Here is a 16,774-nt window from a genome sequence, read left to right as displayed (position 1 = left end):
AAGGCAAAAATCAACGAAAAAAGGACCGGGCTCGCGTTCGAGTTTACGGGTTGTAAATGAGCATTTTGATCGGACTCGCGCACGAGGCGATTTTTAACGCAGTATGGACAAGCGCAATAGTTAATCAGAGGTTTTCTAGTTTTGTTAGTGTGTTTTTAAACTTATAAGCAGGTGAAATGTGCATGACACTAGAGACTATCGAGTACGCCATGGAGGCACTGGCTAAAGCAGACCCAGATATTGCCCGTGCTTATCCACTCGTTGGCGCACCCGCACCACGCCAACGCGACCAAGGCTTCGCAACGTTTTTTAGCACGATTGTTAGCCAGCAGATTTCGACGGAAGCGGCGCGCGCTATTATGGGCCGTGTCACTTCATTGCTACCTGAATTGCACGCGCAAGCAGTTATCGACGTTGAAGACCAAGCGCTGCGTGATGCAGGGCTTTCCTGGCGCAAAGTAGCGTATGCCAAAGGGCTGGCGGAGGCAGAGCTTGCCGGCACATTCAGCGCCGATGGGTTGGCCACGCTGAGCGATGACGAGGCGATTGCTGCCATCACTCAACTGCGTGGTTTTGGACGTTGGAGCGCCGAAATTTACCTGATGTTTTCGCTCCAACGCGCGGATATATTTCCCGCCGACGACCTTGCCTTACGTGTAGCGCTTGGCCGTCTAAAAAAGCTGGAAGACAAACCCACGCCTAAACAGGCTCGCCAGTTAGTTGAACACTGGGCCCCCTGGCGTAGCGTGGGTTCGCTATTTTTATGGCACTACTATCGTGGAGAGCCGCTTTAGGGAACGATCTTACCCGTTAGATCATCGTCATGATCAGAAGGCGATGGCGGCGCTATGAGTGCCTCAGGCTGAGCAATAAAGCGATACGCTAGTGCCCCTAACGCCGCGCCGATCATTGGTGCTATCCAGAACAGCCACAGCTGAGCCGTCGCCCAATCCCCTACATACAGAGCAACGCCCGTACTACGCGCTGGATTCACCGAGGTATTGGTCACCGGAATGCTGATCAGGTGAATCAGCGTTAAGCCCAAGCCAATCGCCAACGGCGCAAACCCTGCCGGTGCGCGACCATCGGTTGCCCCCATAATGATGAAGATAAACATCATGGTCATTACGACTTCCGTTAGTAACGCCGCCGTCATGCTATAACCGCCGGGTGAATGCTCTCCATAGCCATTAGATGCAAACCCGGCCGACACATCAAACCCTGCTTGGCCACTCGCAATCAGATACAGCACGCCACCGGCAACAACGGCACCCAGTACTTGCGCACCAATATAGTAAGGCAACTCTTTAGCTGGAAAGCGCCCTCCCACCCAAAGCCCTATCGATACCGCAGGATTTAAATGGCACCCCGAAATATGTCCAATCGCATACGCCATCGTAACAACCGTTAAACCAAAAGCCAGCGACACCCCTAATAGGCCAATGCCTACGTCTGGAAAAGCCGCCGCTAACACCGCGCTGCCACAACCGCCCAAGACTAACCAAAACGTACCGATTAACTCCGCTGCGTACTTTTTCATATCCCTACTCCTCTAATGACCAAGCATCATTGGGAATACCGCGCCAGCTAATTAAGCTCCATAAGGCCGCTTATTAATGTGTACGCAGTAATGCGCGCACTCAGTGCACGCCACTTTTTTAATTAACTTAAAGAGATAAACTAGTTCTTAAACACTAGGCACATTGTTAATTTCTCTTACAGCAAATTAGTGTAAAAAATCATTCAACTAAGCACCTAAAGAAAAGACAATCTTTTATATAACAGCCTCTAAAAATGGGCAAACAAATATCACCAGCGACATTAAAATAAACAATAAGAAACAATTAGCGCACTAGTCATTATGCGCTAAAAAATCATTAATCAATTAAATCGCTAAAAAGTGTTTCTTTAACAATTTATTTTTAATTGACTAATATTAACCATTCAGGGAACGCCACGTACAATGTGCGCTAGTGAGTTAGCGGAAGTAAACTTGGCAGCATTCACAGTGGCACTCAGGGCAAGTGCCGCACCCGCCAACGAAGGGAACCGTGACGCAGTCGCCAATGCGCCATGTGTTTACGTCTTTACCCACGGCCTCGACAACACCGGAAAGCTCATGCCCCGGCACATGAGGAAGTTGAATATCGGTGTCATGCCCTACCCAGCCATGCCAGTCACTGCGGTACACCCCATTCGCCATTAACTTCACAACCACGCCATGCGGCTCGGGGGTGGGATCAGGCAGTTGCTGGATCTGTGGTGGGGCGGAAAATTGCTCAAAAACCACGTCTCTCATGGGGGGATTCCTGAACGCGTTAGCGGCAAGTTGAATGCACCCACTATAACGGGCCCTGCCCGAAATTACGTTTCCTTCTGATGGACATTCTTCGTCATTTTGAAGCACTCTTTCTAATAGCAGCAGTAAATCGAAAGAAGAGTTCAGAATGAGCGCGCTGGATAAAAAGGATGCCCGGTTAGCCACGTTGCTCCAGGCGGACGGGCGTGTCTCCAACGCACGGCTGGCCGAGCAGTTGCACCCAGCACAGCGAAGCCACGACGGCAGAGTTCGAGCGCATTATCCAGGCCAGCTCTCAGGTACTGAGTTGCTAGGCCTGTAAACAAATTAGTCGGGTAGGTTGTGAAAATAGGAAATAGGCTGCCAGCAGGCTTTACGCACTTGAATAACTTCTGCAGCAGGCCGCGGTACGATAAGTAATAAACAGAAAACCAGATACAGTAGTATCCAAAATAGGTCTAAAAAAGCTAAAATGGATACAGTAATATCCCTTTTAGGAATGCATAGCTTATGCGCCGTTTTCTGCTGTTAGACGATACCGATGTCCAGCAAGCCTTTGCGGCTCACCTGCGCCACTTACGCGAACAGGCCAAGCTATCCCGTGCGGCACTGGCACAGCGCAGCAGTGTGCCTGCCCCAACCATCAAAAAATTTGAGCTCACCGGGCAAATATCGTTTCGCCAACTGCTGTTGCTATGGCAAAGCCTAGACGACTTGGCACGGCTATATGCGCTGACCCAACAAGACGCATTCAACGCAAAGACACCTTCCTCTATCGATGAGGTGCTCAAAGATGGCCTTTAAACCCACGCAACGGCTGAATGTGACCCGCACGCTATCAACCGGTGAACAGGTTGCTGCGGGCGTATTAGCGCAAAACCGCCAGGGGGTATTTTTTCAGTACGCGAAAGGCTATGAGGAACGACATGGCAACCTATCGCCTTTTACGTTACAGCAAGGCCTAGCGCTTCAGCCCGCCCCTAAAACACCGCATCAAGGGCTGCACGGCGTATTTGGCGACTGTTTACCCGATGGGTGGGGACTGCTGCTACAAGACCGCGTCTTTCGTCAGCATGGTATAGCGCCTATGCAGCTTACGGCGATGGATCGACTGGCATTTGTTGGCCAGCGCGGCATGGGCGCACTGGCCTTTGAGCCAACATCAGATGCTGCACCGACACAAAGCGATAATGAGCACCTAGCGACACTCGGACTCCAAGCACAAGCCGTTTTTGATGGGCAAACCGAAGACGTACTAAGTGCTCTAGTCGCAGCGGGTAGCTCCGGTGGGGCAAGGCCAAAAGCACAGCTTTTTATGGCTCCAGGCCAATTCAGCGAGTGCCGAACCAAGGCCCGGCCAGAGGATGACGCGTGGCTGGTCAAGTTTACCTCCCAACATTTGCCTTTGGGTCACGAAGAAGGCCTATGCGAAGCGATATACCTGGAGTTGGCTAAAAAGGCAGGCCTTGAGCCGCCGGAATGGCAGTTGCTGCGCATACCGACGCCTCAGGGGGAACGCGCTTGGCTTGCCATCAAACGGTTTGATTGGATTAATCAAAGCCCTGCGGGGCGTCTGCATATGCATAGTGCCTGTGGTCTGCTGGATGCCGACTTTCGAACTCCTAGTCTTGATTACGCCGACCTTATCAAAGCCAGCCGCCAGCTGTGTAAATCCCCCGCCGTCGGCCAACTCCAATTCCGACGCGCCCTGTTTAACCTGTTTGCCTGCAATCAGGATGATCACAGTAAAAACTGGGCGTTTTTGCAGGACGACCGAGGCGAATGGAAACCAGCGCCTTTCTATGACGTAACGTTTAGCCCTCACCCCTATGCAGAACACGCGACTGCTTACACAGGCTACGGTAAGCAGCCGCCTCTAAAAGCCATTCAGCAGCTAGCTAGACATGCAGGCTTTGCCAACTGGAAACAGGCTCAGCCGTACGTTCAGGAAATTATAGACGTTATGAGCACTTTCCCAACCGTGGCCAAAGACCTTGGTGTGAAAGCCAGCACGATTGAGCTGATCACCCAGCGATTGAATCAAGCGTGGCAGGAGAACAAGGGGCTTTTACTCAGTTAACGATGACTGTTTGCAGATGGCTCCTTAAAGAAGATCAATGGCGAGGAATACACTCCGCATACAAGCGTTATCGCTCGCCCAAAAAGTTATAACCAGCACCAATTTTCGAAGCACCAAGCTGATACTGAAGCACCCCAATAGCTTTATGTGCTGTTTGATTGCAAAGTACACGACATTTTAAGTGTGTGGCGGCTCGCTTGGCGCCGACACGACCGTAATGTAAGGATCCCAAATGGCCATTAAGAAGAACGAGCTCTACTCATCCCTTTGGGCAAGCTGTGATGAACTGCGCGGCGGTATGGATGCCAGCCAGTACAAAGACTATGTGCTGACCCTGTTGTTTATGAAGTACGTTTCAGATAAGTATAAAGGTGATCCCTACGGCATGATTGTGGTGCCACAAGGGGCCAGCTTTGACGATATGGTCGCGCTGAAAGGCGATAAGGAAATTGGCGAGCGTATCAACAAAATCATCAGCGCACTGGCCGAGCAGAACGAACTGAAGGGCGTGATTGATGTGGCCGACTTCAATGATGAAGACCGGCTGGGTAAAGGCAAAGAGATGGTGGATCGCCTCACCAAGCTGATCGGCATCTTTGAAGGGCTGAACCTCTCCGCCAATCGCGCCGATGGCGATGACCTTTTGGGTGATGCCTACGAATACCTGATGCGCCACTTCGCCACCGAATCCGGCAAATCCAAAGGCCAGTTCTATACGCCGTCGGAAGTCTCGCGCATTCTGGCAAAAGTGATCGGCATTAGCCCAAGCACACCGCAGGACGCCACGGTGTACGATCCGACATGCGGTTCGGGCTCACTACTGCTTAAAGTCAGTGATGAGGCACCGCGTGGCCTGTCGATTTTCGGCCAGGAAATGGACAACGCGACAAGCGCCCTCGCGCGTATGAACATGATCCTGCACAACACCGCCACGGCCAAAATCTGGCAAGACAACACGCTGAGCGCCCCTCAGTGGAAGGACGCCAACGGCCAGTTGAAAACTTTCGATTTCGCCGTGGCCAATCCACCGTTCTCCAACAAAAACTGGACGAGCGGCCTCAACCCCAACGAAGACGAATTTGGCCGTTTTACCTGGGGCATACCGCCGGAAAAAAACGGCGACTACACCTTTCTACTGCACATACTGAAAAGCCTGAAAAGTACCGGCAAAGGCGCGGTCATTCTGCCCCACGGCGTGCTATTTAGGGGCAATGCCGAAGCCCGCATTCGTGAAAACCTCATCAAGCAGGGCTACATCAAAGGCATTATTGGCCTGCCCGCCAACCTGTTTTATGGCACCGGCATACCCGCCTGCATTATTGTGATTGATAAAGAGAACAGCCACGCGCGCAGCGGTATCTTTATGATCGATGCCAGCAAAGGCTTTATGAAAGAGGGCAACAAAAACCGCCTGCGCAGCCAGGATATCCACAAAGTCGTCGATGTTTTCAACAAACAGCTGGTACTCCCGCGCTACAGCCGCATGGTGCCTTTAGCTGAAATCGCCGCTAACGACTACAACCTCAATATTCCGCGTTACATCGATTCAAGTGAGCCGGAAGACCTGCACGATCTCAGCGCCCACTTGCAGGGCGGTATCCCCACGCGTGATGTGGATGCACTAAACGACTACTGGCAGGTATTTCCCGCCATGCGCGCCACGCTGTTTACCGATGAACGCCCCGGCTATTGCCGTTCGCTGGTGGCCGCTGCCGAGGTAAAAAGCAGCATACTCAACCACCCGGAATTTACCGCGTTTGCCCGCCAAAGCCTGCAGCCCTTTTCACGCTGGCGTGAACGTGCGGCCCTGAAGCAAATAAGCATTGGCGATAAACCTAAAGAGCTGATTCACACCATTAGCGAAGACCTGCTGGAAAGCTACACCGGCCAGCCTTTGTTGAGTAAATATGACATCTACCAGATTCTAATGGACTACTGGGCAGAAGAGATGCAGGACGATGTCTATGTGCTGATACAAGATGGCTGGTCAGCCGGTAGCGTCATGCGCAAACTGGTAGTAAAAAAAGGCGAAAAGCTAAAAGAAACGCCCGACCTCATCATCAATAAAACCAAATACAAGGCCGAGCTTATTCCACCCGCGCTGATCGTTGCGCGTTACTTTGCTGACGAACAGGCCCGTATTGATGCACTACAAACCGGGGTAGACAGCGCCACACAAGCGCTGGAAAGCTATATTGAGGAAAATAGCGGGGAAGATGGCCTGCTGAATGATGCGGTGAACGAGAAAGACAAGGTCACTAAGGCCACGGTTACAGCGCGCCTAAAGCTTGCCACCGACCCCGATGAAAAGGCAGTGCTCAAGCAGGCTAAAAAGCACTTTGATGCCGAAGCTAATGCTAAGAAAGCACTCAAAGATGCCCAAGAAGCGCTGGATATTGCAGTGTTCAAGCACTACCCAACGCTTAGCGAAGCCGAGATCAAAACGCTTGTCGTCGAAGATAAATGGCTGACTACCCTGCAACGCCAGATTGAAGCAGAGATTGAGCGCGTGACCCAGCAGCTTGCCAACCGCGTGAAAGAGCTAGAGGAGCGCTACGCCGAGCCGCTCCCCGCCATCACCCAGTCGGTAGAGCAGTTAAGTGACAAAGTAGCGCAGCATTTACGCGCCATGGGACTAAGCCTATGACGGAGCAGAACCCAACAGCATTGCATAGCCTGGTAAGCGCGATTGCCCAGCAGATAGAGCAAGCACGCGGGCAGGTACGACAAGCTGTGAATACGGCCATGGTACAAAGCTACTGGGAAATAGGTCGCCTGATTGTCGAGCATGAGCAGCAAGGCAGCAGCCGGGCCGAATACGGTAAACAGCAGCTCCAACAGCTTTCGCACCAGCTTACCGAGCGGCTGGGTAAAGGCTTTGATGTCACCAACTTGCGTAATATGCGCCGCTTTTATCAAGCCTTTCCAATTCGGGAGACAGTGTCTCTCGAATTGAGCTGGTCGCATTACAATCTGCTGTCCAAGGTAGACAACCCGAGTGCTCGGGCGTGGTATCAACAAGAGGCGGAACAGCACAGCTGGAGTGTTCGCGCCCTAGAGCGCCAGATTAGCACCCTCTATTACGAGCGCCTGCTGGCCAGCCAGAACAAAGCCTTGGTAGAACAGGAAGCGAAAGACAACACCCAGCCACTAGCGGAAACCGCCAAGGACTATCTGCGCGACCCCTACATTCTGGATTTCCTTAACCTACAGGATAAAACCTACCAGGAAAGCCAGTTAGAACAGGCCATTATCAGCAACCTGCAGCAGTTTCTGTTGGAACTGGGCAAAGGCTTTGCGTTTGTGGAGCGACAGCAGCGCATCCGCTTTGACGACGAAGATTTCTACATTGACTTGGTATTCTACAACTTCAAACTGAAGTGCTTTTTGCTGGTGGATCTAAAACTTGGCAAGCTTAAGCATCAGGATATCGGCCAGATGGATACCTACGTGCGTTTATACGATGAGCAGCGTAAAGGCAGCGACGACAACCCCACCATCGGCCTGGTGCTGTGCAGCGAAAAAAGCGAAGCCGTGGTGAAGTACTCGGTGCTGGCCGAGCAGAAGCAGCTGTTTGCGGCAAAGTACCTGCCCTATTTACCCTCTGAGGATGAACTCAAACGCGAGCTGGAGCGCGAGCGCGCGCAAGCAATGGAAAAACTCCAGCAGCAGGAGCTAGGCGATGAGTGATCAGGTAACAGAAATGGGTGCAACGTATCTGGTTGAAGCGGCTGATAGCACCTTACCAATAGGGTATAAGCAAACAGAAGTTGGTGTTATTCCAGAAGAATGGGAAGTTAAAAAACTTAAAGAGATATCACCTTCTCAAAGTGTTGGGTTGGTTATTAACCCATCTTCCTATTATTCAAATCGTGGCACTATACCAATGTTGGTCGGATCTCATATTTATGAAAATAGGATTAATTGGACTACTGCAAATAGAATAACAACGGAGAGCAATGCAAAATTACCAGCCTCCAGGCTCTACCAAGGAGACTTGGTGACTGTGAGAGTAGGCGATCCTGGTGTGACGTCGGTAATACCCCCTGAGCTGGATCAGTCCAACTGTGCTTCAATGATGATTGTTAGACAAGGAGATAAATTTAACTCGCAGTGGCTATGCTTTCTTATGAACTCCAGTATTGGTAAATCCAGAATCGAGGGGGTACAGTACGGAACCGCACAGAAACAGTTTAATATTATCGATGCTGTAGATTTTCTTTTCCCATTTCCACCTAAACAAGAACAAACCGCCATCGCCAATGCTCTCTCTGATGTCGATGCACTCACCAGCGAGCTGGAAAAGCTGGTCGCCAAAAAACAGGCCATCAAAACCGCCACCATGCAGCAACTGCTCACCGGCCGCTCTCGCTTGCCTCAATTTGCGTTACATGAAGATGGTACGCCAAAAGGCTATAAGCAAAGCGAGCTAGGGGAGATTCCAGAGGACTGGGATGCTATAAAAATGAGTGAACTAGCTAGAATACAACGAGGTGCTTCGCCGAGACCCATTGATAGCCCAGTTTGGTTTAACCGAAATTCGTCCGTAGGTTGGTTGCGCATCTCTGATGTTTCAAAAACCAATAAATATTTAACTGAAACAACTCAAAGCCTCTCCGAACTGGGCATTGCTAATAGTAGATTTGTATCTAAAAACAACTTAGTAATGAGTATTTGTGCAACTGTCGGCAAGCCTATAATTACGAAGAAAGATCTATGTATTCATGATGGTTTTGTTGTATTCAACGGATTATCTGTAAATCAAGATCTAATGTATTACATTCTTAAAGAGCTGGAAGATGAGTGGGGAAAACAAGGGCAAACAGGCTCGCAGATGAACCTCAACACCGACCTGATAAACGGAACTTATGTTGCAATACCAGATAATGAACAAGAACAAGCCGCCATCGCCACAATTTTTTCCGATATGGACAAGGAAATTCAGGCACTGGAACAACGCCTTGGCAAAACCCGCCAAATTAAGCAAGGTATGATGCAAGAGCTGCTAACGGGCAAAACGCGCTTGGTGGTGCCAGCCGCTTAAGTCGTCAATACACAGGCTGATTTAGCAGGCTTGTGTAAAAGATAAAAAGGGAACAGGGTTATGAGCAACGTCGGCCAGCGTGAGCGCGCCACCCAACAGCGTATCGTTGATTTTTTTCATTCCGAGCTGGGCTATCGCTACCTGGGCGACAAGCATGATCAGGACAACAAAAATATCGATGTGGCGCAGCTCAGTACCTGGCTAAGGCAGCGTGGCACCAGTGAAATGTTGATTACGCGGGCGATGCGCCAACTGGAGATCGCTGCGGCGCTAGGCGAAGGCAAAAAGCTCTACTACGCCAATAAAGAGGTCTACCGGCTGCTGCGCTATGGCGTAAAGGGCAAGGAAGGCGCGGGCGAACAGAACCAGACCGTTTGGCTAATTGATTGGGAATACCCAGAAGCCAATGACTTTGCCCTTGCTGAAGAAGTCTCCATCAAGGGTGAGAACAAAAAACGCCCGGACATTGTGCTGTATGTGAATGGCATTGCGTTGGGCGTGATTGAGCTTAAACGCTCGTCGGTGTCGGTTGCGGAAGGCATTCGTCAGAACCTGGATAACCAGAAAAAAGCCTTTATCCGTGATTTTTTCAGCACAATTCAATTGGTGATGGCGGGTAATGACACCCAAGGGCTGCGCTACGCCACCATCGAAACCCCGGAAAAGTATTACCTGGAGTGGAAAGAAGATACCCCCAACCCTTTTGATTACACCTTGGACTTTCACCTAAGTCGTCTTTGTAACAAAAGGCGCTTCCTGCAAGTGATCCATGACTTTATCGTTTTTGATGCCGGGGTGAAAAAGACCTGCCGCCATAACCAATTCTTCGGTGTTGAAGCCTCGAAACAGCATATTGCCCGCCGTGAAGGCGGCATTATTTGGCACACCCAAGGCTCAGGTAAAAGCCTCACCATGGTGTGGCTGGCCAAATGGATTCGCGAGCATATTCAAGATAGCCGTGTGTTGATCGTGACCGACCGCACGGAGCTAGATGAGCAAATCGAGAAGGTGTTTACCGGCGTAGATGAGGATATTTACCGCACCAAAAGCGGTTCAGATTTGATCGCCACCCTCAACCAGCCGAACCCTTGGCTGGTGTGTTCTCTGGTACACAAATTTGGTCATCACTCTGAGTCGCAAAGCGATGCGGCCACCGATGCGTTTATCGAAGAGCTGAAGCAGTCATTGCCGCAAGGTTTTCGTGCCAAGGGCGGCCTGTTCGTGTTTGTGGATGAGTGCCACCGCACCCAAACCGGCAAGCTGCACGAGGCAATGAAAGTGCTTCTGCCGGATGCGCTGTTTATCGGTTTTACCGGCACGCCATTGATGAAAAAGGATAAGAAAAAGTCCATCGAGGTCTTTGGCGCCTATATTCACACCTATAAGTTTGATGAGGCGGTGGCCGATGGCGTTGTGCTGGATCTGCGCTATGAAGCGCGTGATATCGACCAGACCATTACCTCGCAGAAAAAGGTGGATGATTGGTTTGAGGCCAAAACGCGCGGCTTATCCAATATTGCCAAAACGCAGCTCAAACAGAAGTGGGGCACTATGCAAAAGGTGCTCTCCAGCAAGTCCCGCTTACAGCAGATCGTTAACGATATTTTGCTGGATATGGACACCAAACCCCGGCTGATGGACGGTCGCGGCAACGCCATGCTGGTGTGCGCCAGCGTCTACCAAGCCTGTAAAGCGTTTGAAATGTTCAATCAGTCAGATCTGGCGGGTAAAGTCGCCATTGTCACCAGTTTTCAGCCCACGGCGGCCAGCATTAAAGGCGAGGCAACGGGTGAAGGCCTGACCGAAAAGCTTTTTAAATACGACACCTACCGCAAGATGCTGGCGGACTACTTCGAGCTGCCAGAGGATAAAGCGGCTAGCCAAGTAGAAACGTTTGAAAAAGAAGTGAAGAAGCGTTTTGTCGATGAGCCAGGACAGATGCGCCTGCTGATTGTGGTCGATAAGCTGCTGACAGGGTTTGATGCCCCATCAGCTACCTATCTCTATATTGATAAGCACATGGCCGATCACAATCTGTTCCAGGCCATCTGCCGCGTCAACCGGCTGGACGGCGATGACAAAGAGTACGGCTACGTTATCGACTACAAAGACCTGTTCCGCTCCCTGGATAAAGCGATTACTGATTACACCCAGGAGGCGTTCGACGGCTACGACAAAGAAGATGTCGCGGGCTTGCTCAAAGACCGTTTAGAGCAGGCCAGAGAGGATCTCGATAACGCACTGGAAATGGTGCGCGCTCTGTGCGAACCGGTGAAAGCCCCTCGCCATACCCAAGACTATATCCACTACTTCTGCGGTGAGTCTGGCAGTAATCAGGATGAGCTAACGGAAAAAGAGGCGCTGCGCTTAAGCCTTTATCAGTACGTTGCTAAGTTGTTGCGCGCGTTTGCCAATATCGCCAATGAAATGCCTAATGCGGGTTACTCCAGCGCTGAGATTGACGCTGTACGCCAGGAAGTCACGCATTTTGAACATGTGCGCGATGAAGTGAAGCTGGCCAGCGGTGACCTGGTCGAAATGAAGCGTTTTGAACCGGCCATGCGCCACCTGCTGGATATGTATATCCGTGCAGATGACAGCGAAGTGCTGATGGATTTTGAAGAGCTAGGATTGATTGAGCTGATCGTCGAGAAAGGCGAGGATGCGGTGAAGGCATTGCCGGAAAATATTCGCAATAATACCGAGGCCATGGCGGAAACCATCGAAAACAACGTACGCAAAACGATTGTTGATGAAAACCCGGTCAACCCAAGGTATTACGAACAGATGTCGGTATTGCTGGATGAACTCATCAAACAGCGCAGGCAACAGGCCATAACCTATAAGGAATACCTGCAGCGCATTCGTGATTTATCCCGAAGAGTCATTCGCCCTGAACAAAGTACCGCGGATTATCCAGCCACCATTGATTCGAATGCTAAGCGCGCACTGTATGATAACTTCGGCAAAGATGAACAACTTGCCACGAAAATCGATGAAGCGATTCGCCATACCAAAAAAGCGGATTGGGTGGGAGATCGTTTTAAAGAACGCGAAATCGCCAATGCCGTACGCCAAGAAACCGCCGGTTATGAGGTAGATATCCAAAGCGTACTGGAACTTGCCAAAGCCCAGAAAGATTACTTATGAGTCGAGACGCAACCTGATGGCAAACATCGAGATTGGCACGATAGCCATGCAGCTCAACCGTAAAGCGATCAAGCATTTGCATATCAGCGTGCTGCCGCCGGACGGCCGTGTGCGAGTGTCTGCGCCCACCGCCATGTCAGACACGTCTATACGCATGGCGGTCATCAGCCGCATCCCCTGGATCAAACAGCAGCAGCGCGATTTTGCGAAACAACCACGTCAATCCGAACGAGAAATGGTCAGCGGTGAGTGCCATTACCTTTGGGGCAAAGCACATCGTCTGAATATTGTTGAGCGAAGCGGCAAGCATGATATCAAAGCCAGCCGGCGCAAGATTCATTTGCATGTAAATCCAAACACCTCACTCGATAATAAACATCGGGTACTAATCGAATTTTACCGGGCAGAAATCAAATCCCTCATCCCCGAGCTACTCACCTATTGGCAAGATAAGATCGGTGTTGAAGCGTCTGGCTGGGGCGTCAAAAAGATGAAAACTAAATGGGGCAGCTGTAACACCGACGCAAAACGCATCTGGCTGAACCTTGAATTGGCAAAAAAGCCACCTGAGTGCCTTGAGTACATTTTGGTGCATGAGTTAGTACATTTATTGGAACGCCACCACAACGAACGCTTTATGGCGTATATGGACAAATATTTACCCAACTGGCGCGAACGCAGAAACCTGCTCAATAGCATGCCGTTGGCACATAACCACTGGCTTTATTGACCTTTAAATTAAATGGCACTGCATAAAAGCGAAAAACCCCGATGCACTCACCGAGGTTTAGACGCCGACCGGGTGCTCCCAGTCCATTTGGTGATAGCTTGGATAATGCAGCTCATCAAGCCAACGGTTAGGTCTCCTCACTCAATATTCTGAATCTGCTCCCGCATCTGCTCAATCAGCACCTTTAACTCCACCGCGCAGCGAGTGGTCTCAGCCACCACGGATTTTGATGACAGGGTGTTAGCTTCGCGGTTGAGTTCCTGCATTAGAAAGTCTAGCCGGCGGCCTTTGGGGCCTTTCTGAGCGAGCTGGTGGCTCACTTCTTCGATATGTGCGGTGAGGCGGTCTAGCTCTTCATCTACATCGGCTTTTTGCGCTACCAGAACCAGTTCGGCTTCCAGGCGCTGGGGGTCGAGTTCGGTTTTGGCGACTTCTAAGCGTTCCAGCAGTTGAGCGCGCTGGCGCTCTAAAATTTGCGGCAGCAGGCTGCGCACGGTGGCGACTTGTTCGCTCACAGCCGTCAGGCGAGTGGTGATCATCTCAGCGAGTTTTTCGCCTTCCCGGGCGCGGGCGTCGATCAACTCGTTCAGTGCTTGATCAAATAGCGTTTTGGCGGCGGCTTTGATGGCATCTTGGTCGAGATGCTGGGTTTCCATAACACCGGGTTGGTTAAGCAACGCCAGCGTGGTGGGCGGCACGGCACTGGGCACCTGTTGCTGAATGGCGGCCAGGGCATCGGCTATTTCTTTTAAGCGCTGGGCGTTAACCGCAGGGGCTTGATTGGCTTCGGCGGCTTCAAAACGCAGGCTGCACTCTACTTTGCCCCGCGCTAGGCGCGTGCGTAAGGCGTCGCGCAGCATCGGTTCTAGCTCGCGTAGAGCGTCGGGCAGGCGAAAGTGCGGTTCCAGATAGCGCTGATTCACCGAGCGGATTTCCACCTGCAGGGTGCCAAACGGGGCGGCCTGCTCGGTACGAGCAAAGGCGGTCATGCTGTGTACGTGGCTGGAAGTGGCCATGTTTCATCCTAGTAGTGAATAATGGTGTATAAAGCATTGCCCTAAATGGCTAGCCTATTCATTTGATTAAGTAAATGCTGTGCAAAAGAGCGCATCAAACACCTATTATTTCTGGCTGGACCACTATGAGCAGACAGGGATCCCGCGGTGGGGTATCAATCAGCTCGAAAACGCGGTCAATCATCTCAATTACATTTTGCCGAACCATCATCAAGCGCGGATGAAAGGCAGCGGCAAGCGGATCCCAGTCGAAACATCCAAAAATAATGTCATCTAGATAATAGCCATTTAGCTGCAACCCACGAACGACGCCCTCAAGAGAAATCGTCGAGTTGACGAACATAGCACTGGGCAGAGTAGAACAATTACGCATGTATGTTTCCAGCGCAGCCTGGGACTTATCGGCAGCATAATCGCAGGGGAGGATATGCTCTTCCGCCGTCGCCAGCCCCATTTCCGCTCTGGCTTGCTTGAAGCCGGCAATACGCTCGCGGGTATTGTGATCCTCATCACGACCGCCAATAAATAGTACAGGGTCATCACTGCGCTTCTCTTTGGCAAGGCGGTTGAGGATGGCGTGGGTAAGCTGTCGCGCGCCTTCACGGTTATTGGAAATCACCGATGGTGCTTTACTGCCAGGAAGGTCGAGATTAATGCTTTGCACGCCGCTCTCGGCACACATCTGCGCAATCGTATCTGGATCCGTTGCCCCGGTGCATACCAAGCACTCGACACGGTAACCAAGCATCATACGGGCGGCTTCACACTCTTGCTTGGGATCTCGATTCGTACACGAAACAATAGCAAACAGCCCCCGCCGACGCGCTTCCGATTCGAAGTGTTGGGCTATCGAGCTGAAATAGCGGTTGTCGTACAGCGGCAGGATCATGCCAATGATACCTGAGCGCTCGCGCCGCAAGGCACGGGCCTGCATGTTGGCAGAGTAGCCCTCCGACTGGGCGAGCGAAAGAATTTTGCTGGCCAGCTTCTTACTGATACGACGGCGCTGCCATGTGCCATTGAGCACGGCACTGACGGTACTGGGCGATGTTTCTGCCAACCTCGCTAGGTCGTAAATAGTCAGCCGCTTGGATGAAGAATTGCTAACCACGTGGCAGCTCCTTGCAATTAGATAAAAGTAGCATTGACGTGATGATGCATTAGATCAATCCTACGCTATGCACAACCGATTGTGCATTTTCGATTAAATGACAATAGCGATGACGCATCGCTTAGGTATCACTCAACGTATCCAGCACTGTGTAACGTTTTTATGCATTAAATCCCTATGTATTGTGACGCTATGAAGAACCTGCGCCATTTCATTTGACCATGGCGCAACGTACAGCAGCATTATTAAAGCGCTTCAATGCACTCTATTCCACTGATTGGGTCAGCCAACAGCAAGCAGGAAATCACAATGAAATACAAAGCACTTCTTACCGCAGCTACGCTAACAGGCATTATCGGCAGCACCGGCGCAATGGCTCAGGAGTCTCCTACAATTGCCGTGGTCGCCAAGGTCGGTGGCATCCCTTGGTTCAATGCTATGGAAATGGGCATTGAACAAATGGGTGAAGAGCTTGGCGTAGAAGCCTATATGGTGGGTCCCACCAGTGCTGACCCCGCCCTGCAGGTACGCGCAATAGAGGATCTAATCAGCCGTGGCGTTGATGTCATCGGTGTTGTCCCAAATGATCGTGAGGTTCTTGAGCCGGTATTGGAACGGGCACGTGATCAGGGAATTATCGTCCTGACCCATGAAAGCCCTGAATCGATCAACATCGACTACGACTTTGAAATGATTTCAGCGCAGCAGTTAGGTGAAGAGCACGCCAAGCTATTGGCTGACACTACCGGCTGCGAAGGCTCTTATGCCGTTTACGTCGGCGGTCTCAGTGTGCCCGCTCACAACGCCTGGGCCGATGCGGCCGTGAACTGGCTTGATGATAACTGCTCGGGCTTGACCCAAGCTGCTGATCGTTTCGGCGTTGCCGAAAGCGTCGACGATAGCCGCAATACCACCCTGGACTTACTGCGTGCCCACGAAGACTTGGCCGGTATCATGTCGTTTGGCAGCCAGGGAACCATCGGTGCGGCGCGGGCCGTGAAAGAGCGTGGCCTGGAAGGGGACGTAGCCGTCATGGGCCTTTTCTCTCCGGGTCAGGGCCGTCGCTTAGTGCATGAAGGCGTGATTACTGGTGGTTTCCAGTGGAGTCCTTTGGAGGCAGGCAAAGCATTCGTTGCCTTGGGCGAGATGCTCTATAACGGCGAAGAGATTACCGATGGTGCCGACTTGCCGGTACTGGGTGAAGTTACCCTGGATGGCAAAACCATCTTTGCCTCACAGCCACTCAAGCTGAGCAAAGATAGCGTAGATGAGTTGGCAGAACTCGGCCTGTAAAACCGCCCTGCTTGATCGTGTAGAGACTGCCGCGCTCCTGAAGAGCGCGGC

Annotated in this window: 13 protein-coding genes and 1 pseudogene; 10 read left to right on the top strand and 4 right to left on the bottom strand. The window is 51.4% G+C overall.

The window, feature by feature from the left end; translation table 11 throughout:
- The first annotated feature begins 182 nt into the window (after positions 1-182).
- On the top strand, positions 183-794 hold the full coding sequence (locus K7H08_RS08950) for a DNA-3-methyladenine glycosylase family protein (protein ID WP_120386021.1): 612 nt from the start codon (positions 183-185) through the stop codon (positions 792-794).
- On the opposite strand, the gene aqpZ is transcribed toward K7H08_RS08950, so the two are convergent.
- Together aqpZ and K7H08_RS08940 are read right to left on the bottom strand one after the other, a co-directional pair.
- Positions 791-1,540, bottom strand: a complete 750-nt coding sequence (gene aqpZ / locus K7H08_RS08945; RefSeq protein ID WP_231657732.1) for an aquaporin Z — start codon at positions 1,538-1,540, stop codon at positions 791-793. The two genes, K7H08_RS08950 and aqpZ, sit on opposite strands and share 4 nt — an antisense overlap.
- 468 nt (positions 1,541-2,008) lie before the next feature.
- A pseudogene (locus K7H08_RS08940) lies at positions 2,009-2,299 on the bottom strand (alcohol dehydrogenase catalytic domain-containing protein); the annotation flags it as partial.
- Between the two features lie 148 nt (positions 2,300-2,447).
- Here K7H08_RS08940 and K7H08_RS08935 point away from each other — a divergent pair.
- The 8 genes from K7H08_RS08935 to K7H08_RS08900 all read left to right on the top strand — a co-directional run bounded on the left by K7H08_RS08935 (position 2,448) and on the right by K7H08_RS08900 (position 13,303).
- Entirely contained in the window at positions 2,448-2,621 is a 174-nt protein-coding gene (locus K7H08_RS08935; RefSeq protein ID WP_217181843.1) for an AsnC family transcriptional regulator, read from the top strand.
- A 188-nt stretch (positions 2,622-2,809) separates the two neighbouring features.
- On the top strand, positions 2,810-3,103 hold the full coding sequence (locus K7H08_RS08930; protein WP_231657731.1) for a helix-turn-helix domain-containing protein: 294 nt from the start codon (positions 2,810-2,812) through the stop codon (positions 3,101-3,103).
- Positions 3,093-4,379 carry a type II toxin-antitoxin system HipA family toxin gene (locus K7H08_RS08925; RefSeq protein ID WP_231657730.1) on the top strand — a complete coding sequence of 429 codons (1,287 nt, stop codon included), beginning with the start codon at positions 3,093-3,095 and terminating at the stop codon, positions 4,377-4,379. The genes K7H08_RS08930 and K7H08_RS08925 overlap by 11 nt, the downstream gene beginning before the upstream one ends.
- Positions 4,380-4,611: 232 nt before the next feature.
- Positions 4,612-7,026, top strand: coding sequence for a type I restriction-modification system subunit M (locus tag K7H08_RS08920; protein ID WP_231657729.1), 2,415 nt, complete (start codon positions 4,612-4,614; stop codon positions 7,024-7,026).
- The gene (locus tag K7H08_RS08915; RefSeq protein ID WP_231657728.1) at positions 7,023-8,069 is read left to right on the top strand and encodes a PDDEXK nuclease domain-containing protein; all 1,047 of its coding nucleotides are present in this window, start codon (positions 7,023-7,025) and stop codon (positions 8,067-8,069) included. Before K7H08_RS08920 ends, K7H08_RS08915 begins: the two co-directional genes overlap by 4 nt.
- A complete protein-coding gene (locus tag K7H08_RS08910) occupies positions 8,062-9,423 on the top strand; it encodes a restriction endonuclease subunit S (protein WP_231657727.1) in 1,362 nt (453 codons plus the stop codon). The genes K7H08_RS08915 and K7H08_RS08910 overlap by 8 nt, the downstream gene beginning before the upstream one ends.
- Before the next feature lie 60 nt (positions 9,424-9,483).
- Positions 9,484-12,573, top strand: a complete 3,090-nt coding sequence (locus tag K7H08_RS08905; protein ID WP_231657726.1) for a type I restriction endonuclease subunit R — start codon at positions 9,484-9,486, stop codon at positions 12,571-12,573.
- A 16-nt stretch (positions 12,574-12,589) separates the two neighbouring features.
- Positions 12,590-13,303 carry a M48 family metallopeptidase gene (locus tag K7H08_RS08900; RefSeq protein WP_231657725.1) on the top strand — a complete coding sequence of 238 codons (714 nt, stop codon included), beginning with the start codon at positions 12,590-12,592 and terminating at the stop codon, positions 13,301-13,303.
- 137 nt (positions 13,304-13,440) lie between these two features.
- Here K7H08_RS08900 and K7H08_RS08895 read toward each other — a convergent pair whose 3' ends face one another.
- Both K7H08_RS08895 and K7H08_RS08890 read right to left on the bottom strand, forming a co-directional pair.
- Complete coding sequence (locus K7H08_RS08895; protein ID WP_231657724.1) at positions 13,441-14,319, bottom strand: YicC/YloC family endoribonuclease; 879 nt, start codon at positions 14,317-14,319, stop codon at positions 13,441-13,443.
- A gap of 94 nt (positions 14,320-14,413) precedes the next feature.
- Positions 14,414-15,430 carry a substrate-binding domain-containing protein gene (locus tag K7H08_RS08890; protein ID WP_231657723.1) on the bottom strand — a complete coding sequence of 339 codons (1,017 nt, stop codon included), beginning with the start codon at positions 15,428-15,430 and terminating at the stop codon, positions 14,414-14,416.
- A gap of 309 nt (positions 15,431-15,739) precedes the next feature.
- Between K7H08_RS08890 and K7H08_RS08885 the strand changes: the two genes are divergently transcribed.
- A complete protein-coding gene (locus K7H08_RS08885; protein WP_038486436.1) occupies positions 15,740-16,723 on the top strand; it encodes a substrate-binding domain-containing protein in 984 nt (327 codons plus the stop codon).
- Positions 16,724-16,774 lie beyond the last annotated feature (51 nt).

The sequence above is a fragment of the Halomonas sp. IOP_6 genome (assembly GCF_021151565.1).
Taxonomy (GTDB): Bacteria; Pseudomonadota; Gammaproteobacteria; order Pseudomonadales; family Halomonadaceae; genus Vreelandella; species Vreelandella alkaliphila.
The sequence above is the reverse complement of the archived record's forward strand: the minus strand, read 5'-3'. Positions and strand labels throughout refer to the sequence as shown.